General features: G+C 64.0%; 14 protein-coding genes. 2 read left to right on the top strand and 12 right to left on the bottom strand.

Annotation, left to right across the window (positions count from 1 at the left end; genetic code table 11):
• Positions 1 to 53: 53 nt before the first annotated feature.
• The gene (gene ligM / locus IHE57_RS04165) at positions 54 to 1,457 is read right to left on the bottom strand and encodes a vanillate/3-O-methylgallate O-demethylase (RefSeq protein ID WP_209371050.1); all 1,404 of its coding nucleotides are present in this window, start codon (positions 1,455 to 1,457) and stop codon (positions 54 to 56) included.
• A 72-nt stretch (positions 1,458 to 1,529) separates the two neighbouring features.
• Positions 1,530 to 2,381, bottom strand: coding sequence for a methylenetetrahydrofolate reductase (locus tag IHE57_RS04170; RefSeq protein WP_366933849.1), 852 nt, complete (start codon positions 2,379 to 2,381; stop codon positions 1,530 to 1,532).
• A gap of 293 nt (positions 2,382 to 2,674) precedes the next feature.
• Here IHE57_RS04170 and IHE57_RS04175 point away from each other — a divergent pair, with 293 nt between their 5' ends.
• Positions 2,675 to 4,033 (top strand): MFS transporter, encoded by a 1,359-nt coding sequence (locus IHE57_RS04175; protein WP_209371053.1) that lies wholly within the window; start codon positions 2,675 to 2,677, stop codon positions 4,031 to 4,033.
• Between the two features lie 38 nt (positions 4,034 to 4,071).
• On the opposite strand, the gene miaA is transcribed toward IHE57_RS04175, so the two are convergent.
• From miaA to IHE57_RS04225, 10 genes are all read right to left on the bottom strand, one after another.
• Positions 4,072 to 5,010, bottom strand: a complete 939-nt coding sequence (gene miaA, locus IHE57_RS04180) for a tRNA (adenosine(37)-N6)-dimethylallyltransferase MiaA (protein WP_209371055.1) — start codon at positions 5,008 to 5,010, stop codon at positions 4,072 to 4,074.
• 28 nt (positions 5,011 to 5,038) lie between these two features.
• Positions 5,039 to 5,632 (bottom strand): hypothetical protein, encoded by a 594-nt coding sequence (locus IHE57_RS04185; RefSeq protein ID WP_209371056.1) that lies wholly within the window; start codon positions 5,630 to 5,632, stop codon positions 5,039 to 5,041.
• A 73-nt stretch (positions 5,633 to 5,705) separates the two neighbouring features.
• On the bottom strand, positions 5,706 to 7,202 hold the full coding sequence (gene miaB, locus IHE57_RS04190) for a tRNA (N6-isopentenyl adenosine(37)-C2)-methylthiotransferase MiaB (RefSeq protein WP_209371057.1): 1,497 nt from the start codon (positions 7,200 to 7,202) through the stop codon (positions 5,706 to 5,708).
• Positions 7,203 to 7,273: 71 nt separating this feature from the next.
• The gene (locus IHE57_RS04195; RefSeq protein ID WP_253719902.1) at positions 7,274 to 8,113 is read right to left on the bottom strand and encodes a regulatory protein RecX; all 840 of its coding nucleotides are present in this window, start codon (positions 8,111 to 8,113) and stop codon (positions 7,274 to 7,276) included.
• Positions 8,067 to 9,170: a recombinase RecA gene (recA, locus tag IHE57_RS04200; RefSeq protein ID WP_209371058.1), complete on the bottom strand. Its 1,104-nt coding sequence runs from the start codon at positions 9,168 to 9,170 to the stop codon at positions 8,067 to 8,069. Before recA ends, IHE57_RS04195 begins: the two co-directional genes overlap by 47 nt.
• Before the next feature lie 225 nt (positions 9,171 to 9,395).
• Positions 9,396 to 9,623 carry a DUF3046 domain-containing protein gene (locus IHE57_RS04205; protein ID WP_209323239.1) on the bottom strand — a complete coding sequence of 76 codons (228 nt, stop codon included), beginning with the start codon at positions 9,621 to 9,623 and terminating at the stop codon, positions 9,396 to 9,398.
• Positions 9,623 to 9,952 (bottom strand): helix-turn-helix domain-containing protein, encoded by a 330-nt coding sequence (locus tag IHE57_RS04210; protein ID WP_209323240.1) that lies wholly within the window; start codon positions 9,950 to 9,952, stop codon positions 9,623 to 9,625. The genes IHE57_RS04205 and IHE57_RS04210 overlap by 1 nt, the downstream gene beginning before the upstream one ends.
• 184 nt (positions 9,953 to 10,136) lie before the next feature.
• A complete protein-coding gene (locus IHE57_RS04215) occupies positions 10,137 to 10,703 on the bottom strand; it encodes a CinA family protein (protein WP_209371059.1) in 567 nt (188 codons plus the stop codon).
• Entirely contained in the window at positions 10,696 to 11,355 is a 660-nt protein-coding gene (gene pgsA / locus IHE57_RS04220) for a CDP-diacylglycerol--glycerol-3-phosphate 3-phosphatidyltransferase (RefSeq protein WP_209371060.1), read from the bottom strand. The genes IHE57_RS04215 and pgsA overlap by 8 nt, the downstream gene beginning before the upstream one ends.
• A 147-nt stretch (positions 11,356 to 11,502) precedes the next feature.
• Positions 11,503 to 14,262: a DNA translocase FtsK gene (locus tag IHE57_RS04225; protein WP_209371061.1), complete on the bottom strand. Its 2,760-nt coding sequence runs from the start codon at positions 14,260 to 14,262 to the stop codon at positions 11,503 to 11,505.
• Positions 14,263 to 14,995: 733 nt separating this feature from the next.
• Here IHE57_RS04225 and IHE57_RS04230 point away from each other — a divergent pair.
• On the top strand, positions 14,996 to 15,829 hold the full coding sequence (locus IHE57_RS04230; RefSeq protein WP_209371062.1) for a hypothetical protein: 834 nt from the start codon (positions 14,996 to 14,998) through the stop codon (positions 15,827 to 15,829).
• The last annotated feature ends 281 nt before the right edge of the window (positions 15,830 to 16,110 follow it).

Below are 16,110 nucleotides of genomic sequence, written 5' to 3' on the forward strand. Positions count from 1 at the left end.
GGGGACGCCGAGAGGGTCCGAACCGTGGTTCGGACCCTCTCAGGATAACGTTCTCAGCTCTTGTAGCCGGTTCTCCAGCCGCCCTTATAGCTCTGACGAGCGACGCTCGAGTACGGCACCGGACTGACGACCGTACGGATCTCGGTCTGTTCATGCGGTTCTACCGAGGCCTTCGCTGTTCCGCCATCAGGCTCGCCCCAGACGACCTTGAGTTCTGCGCCCTCGGGCACATCCGGATCGACGACGGCCAATGAGAGCCCGCGTCGCTCGTTGGCTGAGTATCCGGTGAACATGGAGAATCCGACGATGTTCCCGTCAGCGTCGATGACCGAGTCGTAGTTCGCCGATCCGTAGTTCGCCAGTGGAAGGTCGAAGTATTTGTAGTTCGGTCCGTCCACGTTCAGCGGTGAGGACAGCACCTCCCCGAGATCCTCGGCGTCCCAGGCGAGAGTGACCTTCTTGCGCTGCTGAGCCGGATCCATCTTCTCCAGCGCGCTGCGGCCAATGAAATCGTGATCGAACTTGACGAACGAACCATAGCCGAGCTCCCACGGGGTCAGGTAGTAATCTTCGATGTTCTGCGACACGAACGATCCGGCCAGCGTTCCCGTAGCCTCATAGCTGTCGGCTCCCAGCCATTCTCGGAAGCCCCGCTCCGCCTCTCCGGTGTAGATCGCTGGCAGCGGCGACGGGATCCACCCCGATTCCAGGGTGTTGGACGGGTAGGCTCTCGAGCCGACCGGCAGCAGGCCGAATTCCGAGCCAGCTTCGATGATGGCGTCACGGATCTCGTGGTGGTCCTCGTAGGGTCCCCAGATCTCCAGCCCGGGTGCCCCTGCCATGCCGTGGCGCAGGGTCCGCACCTGCTTCCCCGCTATAGTCATCGTGGACATATTGAAGAAGCCGAGCTTCTCGAGCGGCCCGCCATTGAGCTTCTCGATGATGCTCCACGCATTCGGTCCCTGAATCTGGAAGCGATAATAACGGCGGGAGACCGCGTCACCATAAGGTCGTGAGGGTGAACGACGATCCACTTCGATGTCGAGGTTCGGATAGCCGCCGGTTTCACCGTGGTAGAGCAGCCAGTTCGATGCCGGGGCGCGGCCAACGTATACGTATTCCTCCTCGGCCTCGTGGAAGAGGATACCGTCACCGATGACGTGGCCTGCAGCTGTCGTCGGCACATACTGCTTGGCCTTGTCGACCGCAAACTTCGCCGTCGAGTTGATGGCTGTGTCGGAGATGAGCTTGATGGCATCCGAGCCGCGTAAGAAGACGTTGTCCATGTGATGCGACTGATCGTAGAGGACCGCTGTCTCGCGCCAGGCGCTCTGTTCCTTGATCCAGTTGCTGAAATCCGCCGGAACGACGGGGTAAATGTAGGAGCCGATCTGCGAATTGCGGAGCAAGTCGACAGGATTCGTCGATTCGAGAACCCGTTGGAGATTGTCAGACATGGGAAATGAACCTCTCTGTTCTGATAGTTGATGTGCCCTGGTGATTGGTGTGGACTGCATGGAGAGGCGTCGTCAACGTTCGCCCGAGAATTCGTTGACCCACTCGGCGGTGGCCTGCAGGCCACCGAACGTGTAGAAGTGCACTTTGACGTCGTCCTGCGGGAAATCCGCCTCGATGGTGGTAGCCAGCTCGGACAGGAACCTGTCCGGACCCGCGGTTCCGATGAGATTGGTCAGCGAGAAACCGTACTTCTTCACAATTGATGCGCTGGTTCCGACCCCGAATCGGCGTGCGTATCCGAGCAGTCGTTTGATGCCTGCCGGTCCAGGGGTACCGATGCGGATGGGCGATTCGACTCCACGATCGCGGGTCTCGTGGATCCATGTGTTTACCCGCTCGGCGTCGAAGGCGAACTGCGTGAGAACGACCCGGTCGAGCCCCTGCTCTTTCAGCGACTGCGTCTTTTCCACCATGTGGTACCACAAGTCGCTCGTGGCGATCTCGGGGTGGCCCTCCGGGTATCCCGAAATACCGACTTCTTTCACGCCATATTCCGACAGCAATCCGGTGTCAATGAGCGCCAGGGAGTCGGAGTAGGGACCTTCGGGAGTCTTCGGGTCGCCCCCGACGACGAAGACGTGTTCGGAAGCACCCACCCTTTGGAGCTCGCCGAGGAATTCTTCGAGCTCGTTCTGTGATCTCAGCCTGCGGGCCGAGATGTGCGGTGCCGGGGTGAATCCCAGTTCGCGGACAGCCTGCGCCGCTTCGACGCGCATCCGCAGGTCTTCGTTTCCGAGGAATGTGACGTTGATTCGAGTGCCGTGAGGAATTGCGGGTGCCGCTTCGCGAAGCTTCTCGACATCTTTTCCCGTCATCTCCAGAGAGAAATCTTCGACGAGCTGGATTCCGGTTGACGTGACCACGGGGCCGCCTTTCGTGAACACTGCTGTGGGTTCGTGAGATCACTATAGAGGTAGGAATTTACCTATGTCTATAGGCAATTGTCAGTAATCGGTTCCTCCTCGTGCACACACTCACCGGCGACTATGTACCACCACCCGCAGCCCGTCTCGCGGCAGGTATTGTTCCGCGGGCAGGTCGATGCTATCGTGATGCAAATCTCATTTACCTCATTGCATAGGTAATCTCGATAGGGAAGTCGCAATGGCGCGACACCCCGCCCTTCTGCCGAACTTCTCAAAGACGGAGACTTCTCGTGGATCTGCGCGACCGAATCAACAACTCTCCGATGACCTTCTACCAATGGCTGGTCGTCGGCATCTGCACGTTCCTCAACGCGCTGGATGGGTACGACGTGCTCGCAATCTCTTTCGCGTCCAACCAGGTGACCGAAGAGTTCCGACTCTCGGGAACAACCCTCGGGCTGGTCATGAGCGCCGCGCTGCTCGGCATGGCTGCGGGTGCGCTGGTACTCGGGCCGGTCGCCGATCGCATCGGACGAAGAAACATGGTGATGCTCGCCATCGTCGTCAACGCCATCGGGCTCTTCCTATCGGCCACAGCGACATCGGCGGGCCAACTCGGAGCGTGGCGCGTCGTCACTGGGCTGGGCATCGGCGGAATCCTCGTTGCCACCAATGTCATCTCCGCCGAGTATTCGTCCCGTCGGCGCCGTGGGCTGGTCATCAGCATCTATGCCGCCGGCTACGGAATCGGTGCCGCTGTCGGCGGGACTGTGATGGTCTCGCTCATCGCTGCTTTCGGATGGCGTTCGGTCTTCGTCCTCGGCGGCGCGCTGGCCGTCTTCTCGCTTGCGCTGGTCGTCTTCCTCGTTCCGGAGTCAGCGGCATTCCTCTACACCAGGAAGCCGAACAACGCGCAGTCCAAACTGGAGTCGATCGCTAGACGACTCGGCTTCGATGAACCCCTCGATCTGTCCGCAGGAGATGGAACGTCCGCGACTGGACCTGATTCCGGAACCGGCGTCTTGGCGCTATTCAATCGACGCAATCGTCGCGTCACCTTCGTCGTCTGGACAACGTTCTTCATCATCATGTTCGGTTTCTACTTCGTCAATTCTTGGACCCCTCGCCTCATGCACGAAACCGGATTGACCGATACCCTGTCGATGATCGTCACCGTCGGCCTCACTCTCGGAGGCGCCATCGGTTCGGTGGTGTTCGGTCTTTTCACCGCCCGCTGGTCGACACGTTCGGTGCTCATGACGTTCTCGATCGTCGCTGCGGTATTGATGGGGATCTTCATCTTCACGGCGCAGTGGACAGCGGTGGTCATCGTCTTCGGTGTGCTGGTCGGCATGTCGATCAACGGATGCATCGCGGGACTCTATGTCCTGACCCCGCAGTCCTATTCCTCGGCACTGCGGTCGACCGGGGCCGGCTGGGGCATCGGAATCGGACGGTTCGGAGCCATCATCGCGCCCACAGCCACCGGTGCCCTGTTGGACGGCGGATGGACCCCCCAAGCGATCTACATGTTCGTCGGAGCTGTACTGCTGCTGGCCTCGCTCGTCCTCCTGGGAATGCGCGGAGTCGATGTTGAGGCGAACAGACGTCCCCAAGTTCGTCACGGTGCCGGCGCGGTCGCGGCCTGACCCCGCATCGTTCCTACGGGCGGCGCCCTTCGGGCTCGTCAGCTCCCGTCGTCGGCCGTCGAGAGGAGAGCACGAGCTTGCGAAAAATTGCGCCGGGCGTCGGCGGCGGTGCCGTCGATCCAATGGATACGGGGGTCGCGGCGGAACCAGGTGTCCTGCCGGCGGGCGAACTGGCGGGTTCTGATGACCGTCTCCTCCTTCGCCTCGGCGGTGGTGATCTCCCCGTTCAGATGACGCTGGATCTGGGCGTAGCCGATGGCCCGTGAGGCGGTCTTGCCCTCGGCCAGTCCGGCCGCGAGCAGACGGCGCACCTCATCGACCCACCCGTGTTCCCACATCATTTCGACGCGAGCGGCGATGCGCTCGTGAAGGATGCTTCGGTCCATGCTCAGGCCCAGGTGAATGGTCGGTTCGAGCTCCTGATAGTCGGGCAGCTGGGCGCTGAAGGGCCGCCCGGTGAGTTCGATGACCTCGAGTGCGCGGGCGATGCGCCGCTGGTCGTTGACCGTGATCTTCTCCGCAGCCGCCGGGTCGAGTTCGCGCAGCCTCCGGTGCAGTCCCCACCGGTCGGCTGCGGCCTCGGCCTCCAGCCGGGCGCGAGCTTCTGGGTCGGTGCCGGGGAACTCCATATGGTCGACGGCGGCACGCACATACAGCCCGGATCCGCCGACCAGGATCGGGCGCTGCCCGCGGTCGCGGATGTCCGCGATGGCGGCTCGGGCGCGTGCCTGGAAGTCCTGCACGTTCGCCTCGGCGGTGACGTCGAGGATGTCGATGAGATGGTGCGGGACGCCGCGCCGCTCCTCGACCGGGAGTTTTGCGGTGCCGATGTCCATGCCCCGGTAGAACTGCATCGAGTCCGTGTTGATGATCTCCCCGCCGAGGTGTTCGGCCAGATCGAGTGCGAGATCGGATTTGCCGGTGGCGGTGGCGCCGACGACGGTGATGATCGGCGACCGACCGAGGTCCCCGCTCATGCGCGCCTCCTCACGATCATGCCCGTGCTCACGCCCAGGCTCCGGTTGCGCACAGGGAGCGGACTTCGTGCACGCGTTCGTCGACGCTGAGGGTCGCCGCCGAGATGGTTCCTCCGCGCTCGAGGATGTGTCGGAGGCCGACCTCCAGTCCGGCGAGGTTCGCGTGGACGTCGGCAGACCGGGCACAGATGTCGAACACCCTGTCGACATCGACGCCAGCAGAGGCGGTGAGCGCGTCCACGACTTCTGCGTCGAAGTCCGCGGCACCGTCGACGGGTGCCAGGGGCGCGTCCTCGGTTGCGGCTGCCGACAGGTCGATGGGCAGCAGCAGATTCGGACTGCTGCCCAGCGGGCCGACCTCGACGCCGGCAGCATGTGCGTGAAGCTGACCGACGATGACGGACGGATCGACAGCCTCGGCGCCTGTGCGTTCGGCTGGAGTCAGGGACTCGACCGCTTCCACCCAGTCGTGGCCGGTCAGCGTACGGCCGGTGCGGGTGTCGACGCCGCGGTCGATGCCCCATCCTCCGAGTCCGACCAGGGGCGGCAGGGACCCGACCGGCAGCGACCAGCATGTCTGTGTGCGCAGGGTCTCCCTGATGAGGGCGCGCAATTCAGCCACCCGTGCCGTTTCGACACGATCGATGTCCTCGAGCAGCACTGGGGCCGCCGGGATGATGGCGAAGGCACCCATCTCAGGCGCGGGTGCGGAGAGTCGGCATGCCGAGGTTCGTCGTCGCTCCGGACCCCTGGCCGGGATTCGGGGCCCCGCAGCTGTCAGCCTGCGCCCGGTCGTAGGCGTCACCGGCAGCGGAAGGACGCACCGAGTATCCGGAGTCGGCGAGGAGGAAGTACGGCTTCGCCTCGGTGACGGTGGCGGTGACGAAATCACCCGGGCGGGGCAGCTGGGACCCTTCGGGGATGCCCACGTGGACGAGCCGGTTGTCCGCGGCGCGACCGCTCAGACGAGGAGAATCGCCGTGGGGCAGTTTGGTCACGAGCACCTCGACGGTCTGGCCGATCTGGGCCCTGTTCTCTTCCCAGGCGATCTCGTCCTGCAGGGCTGTGAGCCGTTCGAAGCGTTCCTGGACGACGTCCTTGGGCACTTGGTCGTCCATCGTCGCCGCCGGGGTTCCCGGGCGGATCGAGTACTGGAAGGTGAAGGCCTGGGAGAACCGAGCGCGGCGGACGATGTCCATGGTGCCCTGGAAGTCCTCTTCGGACTCGCCGGGGAAGCCGACGATGATGTCGGTGGTGATCGCCGCGTTCGGGATGCGTTCGCGCACGGTGTCGAGGATGTTCATGAATCGCTTCGTCCGGTACGAGCGACGCATGGACTTGAGGATCGCGTCCGAACCGGACTGCAGCGGCATATGCAGCTGAGGCATGACCGTGGGAGTCTCGGCCATCGCATCGATGACATCCTCGGAGAAAGCCGCGGGGTGCGGACTGGTGAAGCGGACGCGTTCGATGCCCTCGACATTGCCGACCGCTCGCAGCAGCTTGGCGAAGGCGCCCTTGTCACGGAATTCCGCGCCGTAGGAGTTGACGTTCTGGCCGAGCAGGGTGACTTCGACGACGCCGTCGGCCACGAGTGCTTCGACCTCGGCGAGGATGTCGCCGGGGCGTCGATCCTTCTCCTTGCCGCGCAGGCTGGGCACGATGCAGAAGGTGCAGGTGTTGTTGCAGCCGACGGAGATCGACACCCACCCGGAGTGCTGGGATTCGCGGCGGCTGGGCAGGGTGGAGGGGAAGACGTCGAGGCTTTCGAGGATCTCGACCTGAGCTTCCTCATTGTGGCGGGCGCGCTCGAGCAGCGCCGGCAGCGAACCCATGTTGTGGGTGCCGAAGACGACGTCGACCCACGGAGCCTTCTTGACGATCGTGTCCCGGTCCTTCTGCGCCATGCATCCGCCGACGGCGATCTGCAGACCGGGGTGGCGCTCCTTGACCTTCGCGAGCTGGCCGAGGTTGCCGTAGAGACGGTTGTCGGCGTTCTCCCGCACAGCGCAGGTGTTGAAGACGACGACATCGGCCTGGTCGTCGGTGTTCGCCTGAACGTACCCGGCGTCGTCGAGGAGTCCGGAGAGACGCTCGGAGTCGTGCACGTTCATCTGACATCCGTAGGTCTTCACCTCGTAGCTGCGAGGTGTGGTCTCGGATGTCGTCGGGGAGTCAATCAGTTCAGTCATGGCGCACCCATTCTAGCCGTTCCCTCCGCCCAGGCCGCACACGCAGATCGTGCCGACGCTGCGGCGAGCGTTCAGTCTTCGGCGAGCACTTCCCGAGTGACCTTGATGCAGATGGCCGAGGGGAAACCGCGTCGGGCGAGCATGCCGAGGATCCGTCGCTCCCGCACCTCATAGTCCAAGCGACGAGTGGAGGCAGCCTTCTTCGCGGCGACTTCCCGTGCGAGTTCTTCTTCCCCGTCGACTTCGGCGACGGCCTCGGAGGCGAGCTCGGGGCTGATGCCCTTCTTGGCCAGTTCGCGTTTGAGCACGGAGCGCGAGAGCTTGCGGCTCTCCCGCTGCGCACGGACGAAGCGGTGGGCGAACTCTTCGTCGTTGAGCAGTCGAGACTTCTCGAGCTTGTCGATGAGAGTGTCGATGGCTTCAGGCATCAGCTCGCGCTTGATCAGTTTCTTGCGCAGCTCATCGCTCGAGTGGTCGCGCATAGCGAGCATGTTCATCGCCGTCTTCTTCGCCTTCGCATAGTCGGCGTCGAAGTCGGGGGCATCGTCACTGTCGTCGTCATCGGCGAAGCTCAGCGCATCGGCGAAATCAGGAGCTGCCCCGGCGTCGCCTTCGGTCCAGCCGCTGCCGGCGGCTTCGACAGCCCTGCCTGGTTTCGACACACCGGGCTGGCCGGCACCGGTACGGACGGTCTCGCCCGGTTCGGACAGGCCGGCGAAGAAGCCGGATTCCCCTTCGGCATGGCGCTGATCGATCTCCGAGATCGCGTCGCGCAGCTGCGAGAGCGTCTCCGTCTGATCCGCCTCCCCCGCACCGTCCTGCTGGGACGGTGCGAGGGCAGACTCGTCGTCCGGAGACTGCTTGTCAGGAGACTTCGACGTCATCCGTCTGCGCGGTCGCTGCGGAATCATCGGCACCCTCGGCGCCTTCCTCGGGCTCGTCGGCCTTGATGAGACCCAGCTTGTGCTTGATCTTCAGCTCGATCTCCTCGGCCAGGCCGGGATTGTCACGAAGGAAGTTGCGCACGTTCTCCTTGCCCTGACCCAGCTGGTCACCGTCATAGGTGAACCAGGATCCGGACTTGCGGATGATGCCGTTGTCGACGCCCATATCGATGAGGCTGCCCTCACGGGAGATCCCGTGTCCGTAGAGGATGTCGAACTCTGCCTGCTTGAACGGCGGGGCGACCTTGTTCTTCACGATCTTCGCACGTGTCCGGTTGCCGACCGCGTCCTGGCCCTCCTTGAGGGTTTCGATGCGGCGCACGTCGATGCGCACAGAGGCGTAGAACTTCAGAGCCTTACCGCCCGAGGTGGTCTCCGGCGAACCGAAGAAGACTCCGACCTTCTCACGCAGCTGGTTGATGAAGATCGCGGTGGTCTTCGACTGGGCGAGGGCACCCGTGATCTTGCGCAGCGCCTGGGACATCAGGCGGGCCTGCAGACCGACGTGGCTGTCGCCCATCTCGCCCTCGATCTCGGCCTTGGGCACAAGCGCGGCAACGGAGTCGATGACGATGATGTCGAGGGCCCCGGAGCGGATGAGCATATCGGCGATCTCGAGCGCCTGCTCACCGGTGTCCGGCTGGGAGACGAGCAGCTGGTCGGTGTCGACACCGAGCTTCTTCGCATATTCGGGGTCCAGGGCGTGCTCGGCGTCGATGAACGCCGCGATGCCGCCGCCCTTCTGGGCATTCGCCACCGCATGCAAGGCCACGGTCGTCTTACCGGAGGATTCCGGACCGTAGATCTCGACGACACGGCCGCGCGGAAGACCGCCGATGCCCAGAGCGATATCGAGGGCGACCGAGCCGGTCGGGATCGAGGCGATCGGTTCGCGAACACCCTCACCCAGACGCATGATCGCGCCCTTGCCGTAGTTGCGATCGATCTGCCCCAGTGCAGCGTCGAGAGCCTTCGACTTATCGCCGCCGCTGGGGACCTGGAGGTTCTTGGGTGTACGTGCCATGACGTCTCCTCTTCGTTGCTTTTCCTTTGAGACCAAGGCTAGAAGATGGCACTGACATAACGACAGAGGAGCGATCTCCCCCGTGGATAACCAGCCACTCATGGTCACAGGTCCCGTGATTCCCCACCAGCATAGCCCACATGGGAACAGGTGTTCGATATATTCGGGTGTGTCGCTACGGCCTTTAACGGAACGTCGGATCCGGTTCGGCCGAACGTCGGAGGATCAGAACGGCCGGGAGCGCGGCTTCTCCTTGCCGAGACGACGCGATTCGGGCACGCTCATGGAATCGCAGACGGCGATCCAGATGTCACGAGGTTCGACCCCTGCGGCGAACGCCTCTTCGGCGGTGCGCGATCCCAGCGAACTCAGAGTCAGGTCGGTGTGCAGGGATGCCGCGCGGGCCTCACCGAACTCCTCGTTCATGAGCGTCCAGTAGAGAGTGTGGCGCATCAGGGCTTAGCGGCCAGGCGCGGCGCAGAGTATCCGTCGGGATGGCCGAGGATCTTGTCCGACAGCTCCTGCGGAATGGTGTCCGGGATCTGCACTCCCTCTTCGAGCGCGAAGCGATCCGACACCGATGACAGCAGGGCCGACAGCGGCAGATCGAGTGCCTCGCAGATCGCGGACAGCAGCTCAGAGGAGGCTTCCTTCTGTCCGCGTTCGATCTCGCTGAGGTAGCCCAGCGACACGCTGGCTCCGGTCGAGACGTCGCGAAGGGTGCGTCCTTGACGGCGGCGGGCGGAACGAAGCGCGTCGCCGATTTCGACTCTCAGTAACATTGCGCGGCCCTCCCTTTGTCAGCGCGTCCCGTCGTCGTGGTTCCCACAACCTTACAGCCTGGCCGTGACACAGCACCAACCTGGTGCCTCGAGCGGATGGTATTGCCAGTCCATTCGAAGACTTTGGAGAAAATTCGTCCGATAGTCATTACTCGGTCAACCCCGAGGGGGCCGAACTTATTCCTCAGCCGGCGTTCCCGTCATCCTCGGCCGCCTCGTTCCCTTCGGCTGCTTCGTTCCCTTCGGCCGGTCCGAATGCGAGCTCGGTGACGAACTCGTCGAGGTTCGTCGACATGGCCCGCACCGTCTGGTTGCGTATGGCGTCGCGGTCGCCGGTGAATTCGTGTTCGAAGACCTTGGCCTTGCCGCCGAAGGCGATCGCCGTGTAGACGAGACCGACGGGCTTGCCGTCCTGCGGATCGGGCCCGGCCACGCCGGTGCAGGAGATGCCGATGTCGGCCACGCACTTCACGGCCGTGCCCACGGCCATCTGCGCGGCGACGACGGGATCGACCGGGCCGGTCTCCTCGAGGTGGTCGGCGTCGACGGCGGCCAGGCTCGACTTGAGGTCGGTGGCATAGGTGATCAGTCCCCCGCGCATGACTGCCGAGGCGCCGGGAACGTCGACGAGCGAAGCGACGAATCGGCCGCCGGTCAGGGATTCCGCCCCGGCCAGCGAGAGCCCGAGCCGAGTGCAGTTGGCGATGATGCGGCGATTGGTCTCGAGCAGCGCGGCCTCGGCCTCAGGCACGGGAACCGTCTCCGTCTGTGCCGCCCGACTTCGACTCGCGGTAGAGCTTCACGGCCTGCACGCAGTAGTCGATGCCGGTCACGAGGGTGACGATGATCGCCGCGGTCATGACGATCCAGGCGAAGACGAGCAGGATGGAGTACACGACCGAGGGAATGATGTCGGCCAAGGGGAAGATCAGCAGGAAGAGCCCGATGGCCACGGTCTGCAGCACGGTCTTGATCTTCCCGCCCCGTGAGGCGGGCATGACGGCGATGCGGATCATGAAGAAGCGCAGCGCGGTGATGCCGAACTCGCGCACGAGGATGATCACCGGCACCCACCAGGGCAGTTCCATGATGACGGCCAGGCCGATGAGGGCCGCGGCCATGAGCGACTTGTCTGCTATGGGGTCGGCGATCTTGCCGAAGTTCGTCACGAGGTTGTACTTGCGCGCCAGGTCGCCGTCGATCTTGTCGGTGAGCATGGCCAGGAGGAACACGACGAGCGCCCACCACCGGGTCGTGACGTCGTCGCCCCCGTGCGCCAACAGCAGCACCAGGAAGACGGGCACCATGAGGATGCGCAGCACGGTGAGCGCGTTCGGAATGTTCCACGGACTCGGTTCTGCTGCGGGTTGCTGAGAGGCCCCGGCCTCGACTCGATCGTTCACGTGACCACCCTATCGGAGTGAGCTGAGGAGAACATCGCAATCACCGACGCCGAGGCGGGTGCCCGATATTCGGACACCCGCCTCGGCGAGTGGCGTCGTCATGGTCGACGACGGGGTGCGACTGCGGAGACAGCGGTGGCGGAGGGCTCAGCGGCCGGTGAGCTGCCAGGCGTCCTCACCGCTGGCCTCGACGACCTCGAGCCCGGTCTCCGGGTCGACATCGCCGACGCTGAGGTCCTCGGCGTGACCGACTCCGTGACCGTAGCGTCCGGAACCGTGGCCGTTCGCTGCGGAGCCGCCCGAGGACTGTCCGAAGTCTTCGAACTCCTCGTCGAAGTCACCCGCCGCCGAGGCGTGCCCCGAGTTCCCATGAGCCTGGCCTCCGCCCCTGGCGGGCTCGGCTCCGCCTCCGGAGTCCTCATCGGGCGGGGTCTCGCCCTTGATGATCGCCAGCGTGCCTGGCAGGTCATCGGGCCGGACGAGCACATCGCGGGCCTTCGATCCCTCGGACGGTCCCACGATGCCGCGGGACTCCATGAGGTCCATGAGGCGACCTGCCTTGGCGAACCCGACGCGCAGCTTGCGCTGAAGCATCGAGGTCGAACCGAACTGCGTGGTGACGACCTGTTCGACGGCCTGGAGCAGGAGTTCGAGATCGTCGCCGATCTCCTCGTCGATCTGCTTCTTCGGCGCCTCGACGGCGACGTCCTCGCGATAATTCGGTTTGAGCTGGCCCTTGACGTGGTCGACGACCTTCTCGATCTCGGACTCGTTGACCCAGGCGCCCTGGACGCGCATCGGTTTGGCCGCGCCCATCGGCAGGAACAGGGCGTCACCCTGGCCGATGAGCTTCTCGGCTCCGGGCTGGTCGAGCACGACCCTCGAGTCGGCCAGCGACGAGGTCGCGAACGCCAGACGCGAGGGCACATTGGCCTTGATGAGGCCGGTGACGACGTCGACGCTGGGTCGCTGGGTGGCGAGCACCAGGTGGATGCCGGCGGCACGCGCGAGCTGCGTGATGCGCTGGATCGAGGCTTCGACGTCGCGCGGGGCGACCATCATGAGGTCGGCGAGCTCGTCGACGACCACGAGCAGGTACGGGTAGGGCTGGAGCACGCGCTCGGAACCGGCCGGGGGCGAGATGCGCCCCTCACGGACGGCCTTGTTGAACTCCTTGACGTGTTTGAAGCCGTAGGTCGCCAGGTCGTCGTAGCGGGCGTCCATTTCGCGCACGACCCATTCGAGCGCCTCAGCGGCCTTCTTCGGGTTCGTGATGATGGGCGTGATGAGGTGCGGGATGCCTTCGTAGATCGTCAGCTCCACGCGCTTGGGATCGACGAGGATCATCCGCACCTCGTCGGGGGTCGCACGCATCATGATCGAGGTGATCATCGAGTTCACGAAGCTCGACTTACCGGCACCGGTGGCACCGGCGACCAGCAGGTGGGGCATCTTCGACAGGTCCGCGACGACGAATCCGCCCTCGACGTCCTTGCCCACGCCCATGACCATCGGGTGGTCGGATTTGCGGGCGGCCTTCGACCGCAGCACATCGCCGAGGGCGACGTTCTCACGATCGGAGTTCGGGATCTCGATGCCGATGGCCTTCTTGCCGGGGATCGGCGAGAGGATGCGCACATCGGCGCTGGCGACCGCATACGAGATGTTCTTCGACAGCGCCGTGACCTTCTCGACCTTCGTACCCGCACCGAGTTCGACCTCGTAGCGGGTGACCGTCGGTCCGCGGGAGAATCCGGTGACCTGGGCGTCGATCTTGAACTGCTCGAGCACATCGCGCAGCGCTTCGACGACACGGTCGTTGGCCTCGGAGCGCTCCTTCGCGGGAGGTCCGGGCTGGAGATTGTCCGAGGCGGGAAGCGTGTAGGTGACGTCGCCGGCCAGGGTGAGCTGCTCGACGCGTTCGGGCAGCTGCTCCGTGGGAGGCGCTGCGGGGGCATTGGTGACCGGGACCGGCGCCGAGGCGGCCGCCTCGTCCGTCTTCTGTCCCGAGGCCCCCTTGTCCTCGTCCATGCCGATGGTCTTCTTGAGCGCGGCCATCTCGCGTTCGGCCTTCGTCGGACGGCGCTGACCGGGCTTGAGCTTCGGCTCGGGGTCGGTCTCGATGACCGTGGTGTCGGCCTCTTCGTCACTGACGTCGTTCTCGTGGATATAGGCCTTGTCGTAGGCCTTCGTCGCAGTGTCGTCGTCGGAGGCGGCGTCGGGGTCCGGAGTGTCGGTCTTCTTCTTCCGGCTCCGGCGCTTGGCACCCATGACGGGTTTGAGACTCGAGGTGCGGGCGTTCTCGGCCACGAGGTCGGTCTGTGCCTCTTCGGCCTCGGCCGCGGTCTCCGGACGGGTGCCCCCGGTCAGACGCCAGTAGAGGTCGGTGAGGCGCTTGGGGATCGCGCGCACCGGGGTGGCCGTGACGACGAGCAGGGAGAACAGCCCGAGGAGGACGAGCAGCGGCACGGCGACATACACAGTTGTCGCGATGACCAGGGGCGAGGAGACGACGAAGCCGAGCGCCCCTCCCCCGTTGGCCATGGCCTCACGGGAGTTCGTGAAGGTGGGATTGCCGGCGGCGATGTGCGCCAGTCCGGAGGCCGCGAGCAGGCCGAAGATCATCCCGATGAGGATGCGGTTGTTGCCGCGGTTGTCGTCGCCGCGCAGGAACAGGCGGATGGAATAGCAGGTGAAGATCACGGGCAGGGCGAGTGCCACACGCCCGAAGGTGCCTTCGACGATTCCGCGGACTCCGTCGCTGATCGCACCCGGAATGTTCCACCATTCGAAGGCGGCGATGACGATCGAGAGTCCGATGAGGAAGAAGGCGGTGCCGTCTCGCTTCGTCGGAGACTGGTCGATCGGTTCGTCGCTGAGAGTCTTTCGCGCACGGTTTCCGGCCATGTGGGCCACTCCCCTCCATGCACCGGTGACAACGTTTGTCCCGGGTTCTTCGGTCCCCGCTTGACCGGACCGACCAGCGTTTTTGCGTGCTGTGCGTTTCCCGGAACCAGAAGCGGGGGAAGTCGTTCTGGTCGCCATGTCTCTCATCTTAGGACGATATTGCACTCCTGCCCAGCAAATCCGCAGGTTTCGGCGTGCCATGAGGGTGCTGCGAACGGGTGAATTGCCACGTCAGAATGCCTGTCCCGTCCGCGCTTATTCGACCGCAGTCTGTCCGCCCGAGTCGCTCCGACGCAGCCTGCTCCGACGATTCTCTCCGCCGCGGGCATTCCGGGGATTCGCTCCGACTCGGGCGATCCCGGGATTCGCTCCGCCTCGTCGATCCTGGGTCCGACACCGACGGTCCCGGGCCCGACGCGGGCGATCCTGGGTCCGAAGCGCTGGAAGCGCTGACGAATCTGCGCCGAGACGACCGGGATGACCTTCGGCCAATTCGCAGCCTTAAGTGGTCATTTCAGGCGGATCTGGTGCCCTTAGGAGGTCGTTCCAGGCGGATTCTCCTGCGGTTTCTTCCGCCCATTTCGACCACGTAACGCAGGCGCTTCCTTGCTTGCCGGACGGTCAACCCGCCGACTGGACGCACAAGGTGATGATCGCGCGACGTTTCAGACACTAGCCCGCGCGGGGCTCGGCCAATGCATGCGAATGCAATCGCCGTCACAACATCTACTGTATGCTCCTGGTGAAACTCGGGATACGAAAGGGTACGTTGTTGAATCGCTTCACGTTTGGACTCATGGCCGCTGGCAGCGCTCTTGCATTGGCAGCCTGCAGTGCCGATTCCGGAAATCAGGACACTCAGGACTCGACAGATGAAGAGGCGGCGCCTAGCCAGACCGAGGTCGAATCACAGGAGTCCGAAGAACGTGCTGCGATGAGTCCAGAGGACTTCAATGAACGCATCCTCTCCCTCGACGATCTGCCGGGAGGTTTCACAGTTGAGGACGAGGTCGAATTCGGAGAGACCGAGGAACAAGCGGACAATCCCTTTGACGCCGATGACAGCTCTTCGAAAGCTGATTCGACTCAAACCGCATGCATCGTCGGCGCCATGAAGACCCATTCGTCGGACTTGAACGGAGTCTCCGCCGCCCGGAACTTCGACAACTCCAACGACAGCGCCGGCACTTTCATCATGACCTCGCTGTCCAGACCGGAGAAGGGAGCGAAGGAGATGCTGAAAGACCTCCGAAAGACGGTGGATGAATGTCAGCGGACCATCGATGCACAATCAGCCGAATCGGTGGATATCTTTGAGCCCAGCGGCAACAAGGGCGAAGGATTCTGCACGACCGCATATGACGGCTCGTTCATAGGCCAGGGAAAGATCGTCATGTCCGAGTGCTACGTCGCGTGGGCCGGTGAGCTGATGACGATTCATAACATGGCATTCGAGGCCGGCGTCGCTTCCCAGGTCGATCGAGACGCCGTTCAAGGAGTCACTGACCATATGACTGACGACCTCCTGCCGAAGGCCCTCAAGAAGGCCGATATGGCGAAGTCCTGACCTCGGCGATCAGCAGATCACAGTCGCGGCCCGCCCGCATACATGTGCTCCGATCCGATTGCCCCGGGCTGCAGTCACTTCGGAGCGCCGCGCATCCCTCTTTCCGTGCGACGAAGACGAGCTCGCGGCCAGTGCGGTCACCGTGACCACGGCCAACGCGGTCGCCGTGTCTGCGACCGTCGGCGAACTGTGCTTTTTCGGCGTGCACCTCGCCTCGATCTTGCTTACCCTCCCGACGCTCCTCATGGGGTGGTTCCTCGTCACCTGGACGAACGTCGTCT

Origin of the sequence: Brevibacterium renqingii, assembly GCF_017808105.1 — a bacterium.
Classification (GTDB): domain Bacteria; phylum Actinomycetota; class Actinomycetes; order Actinomycetales; family Brevibacteriaceae; genus Brevibacterium; species Brevibacterium renqingii.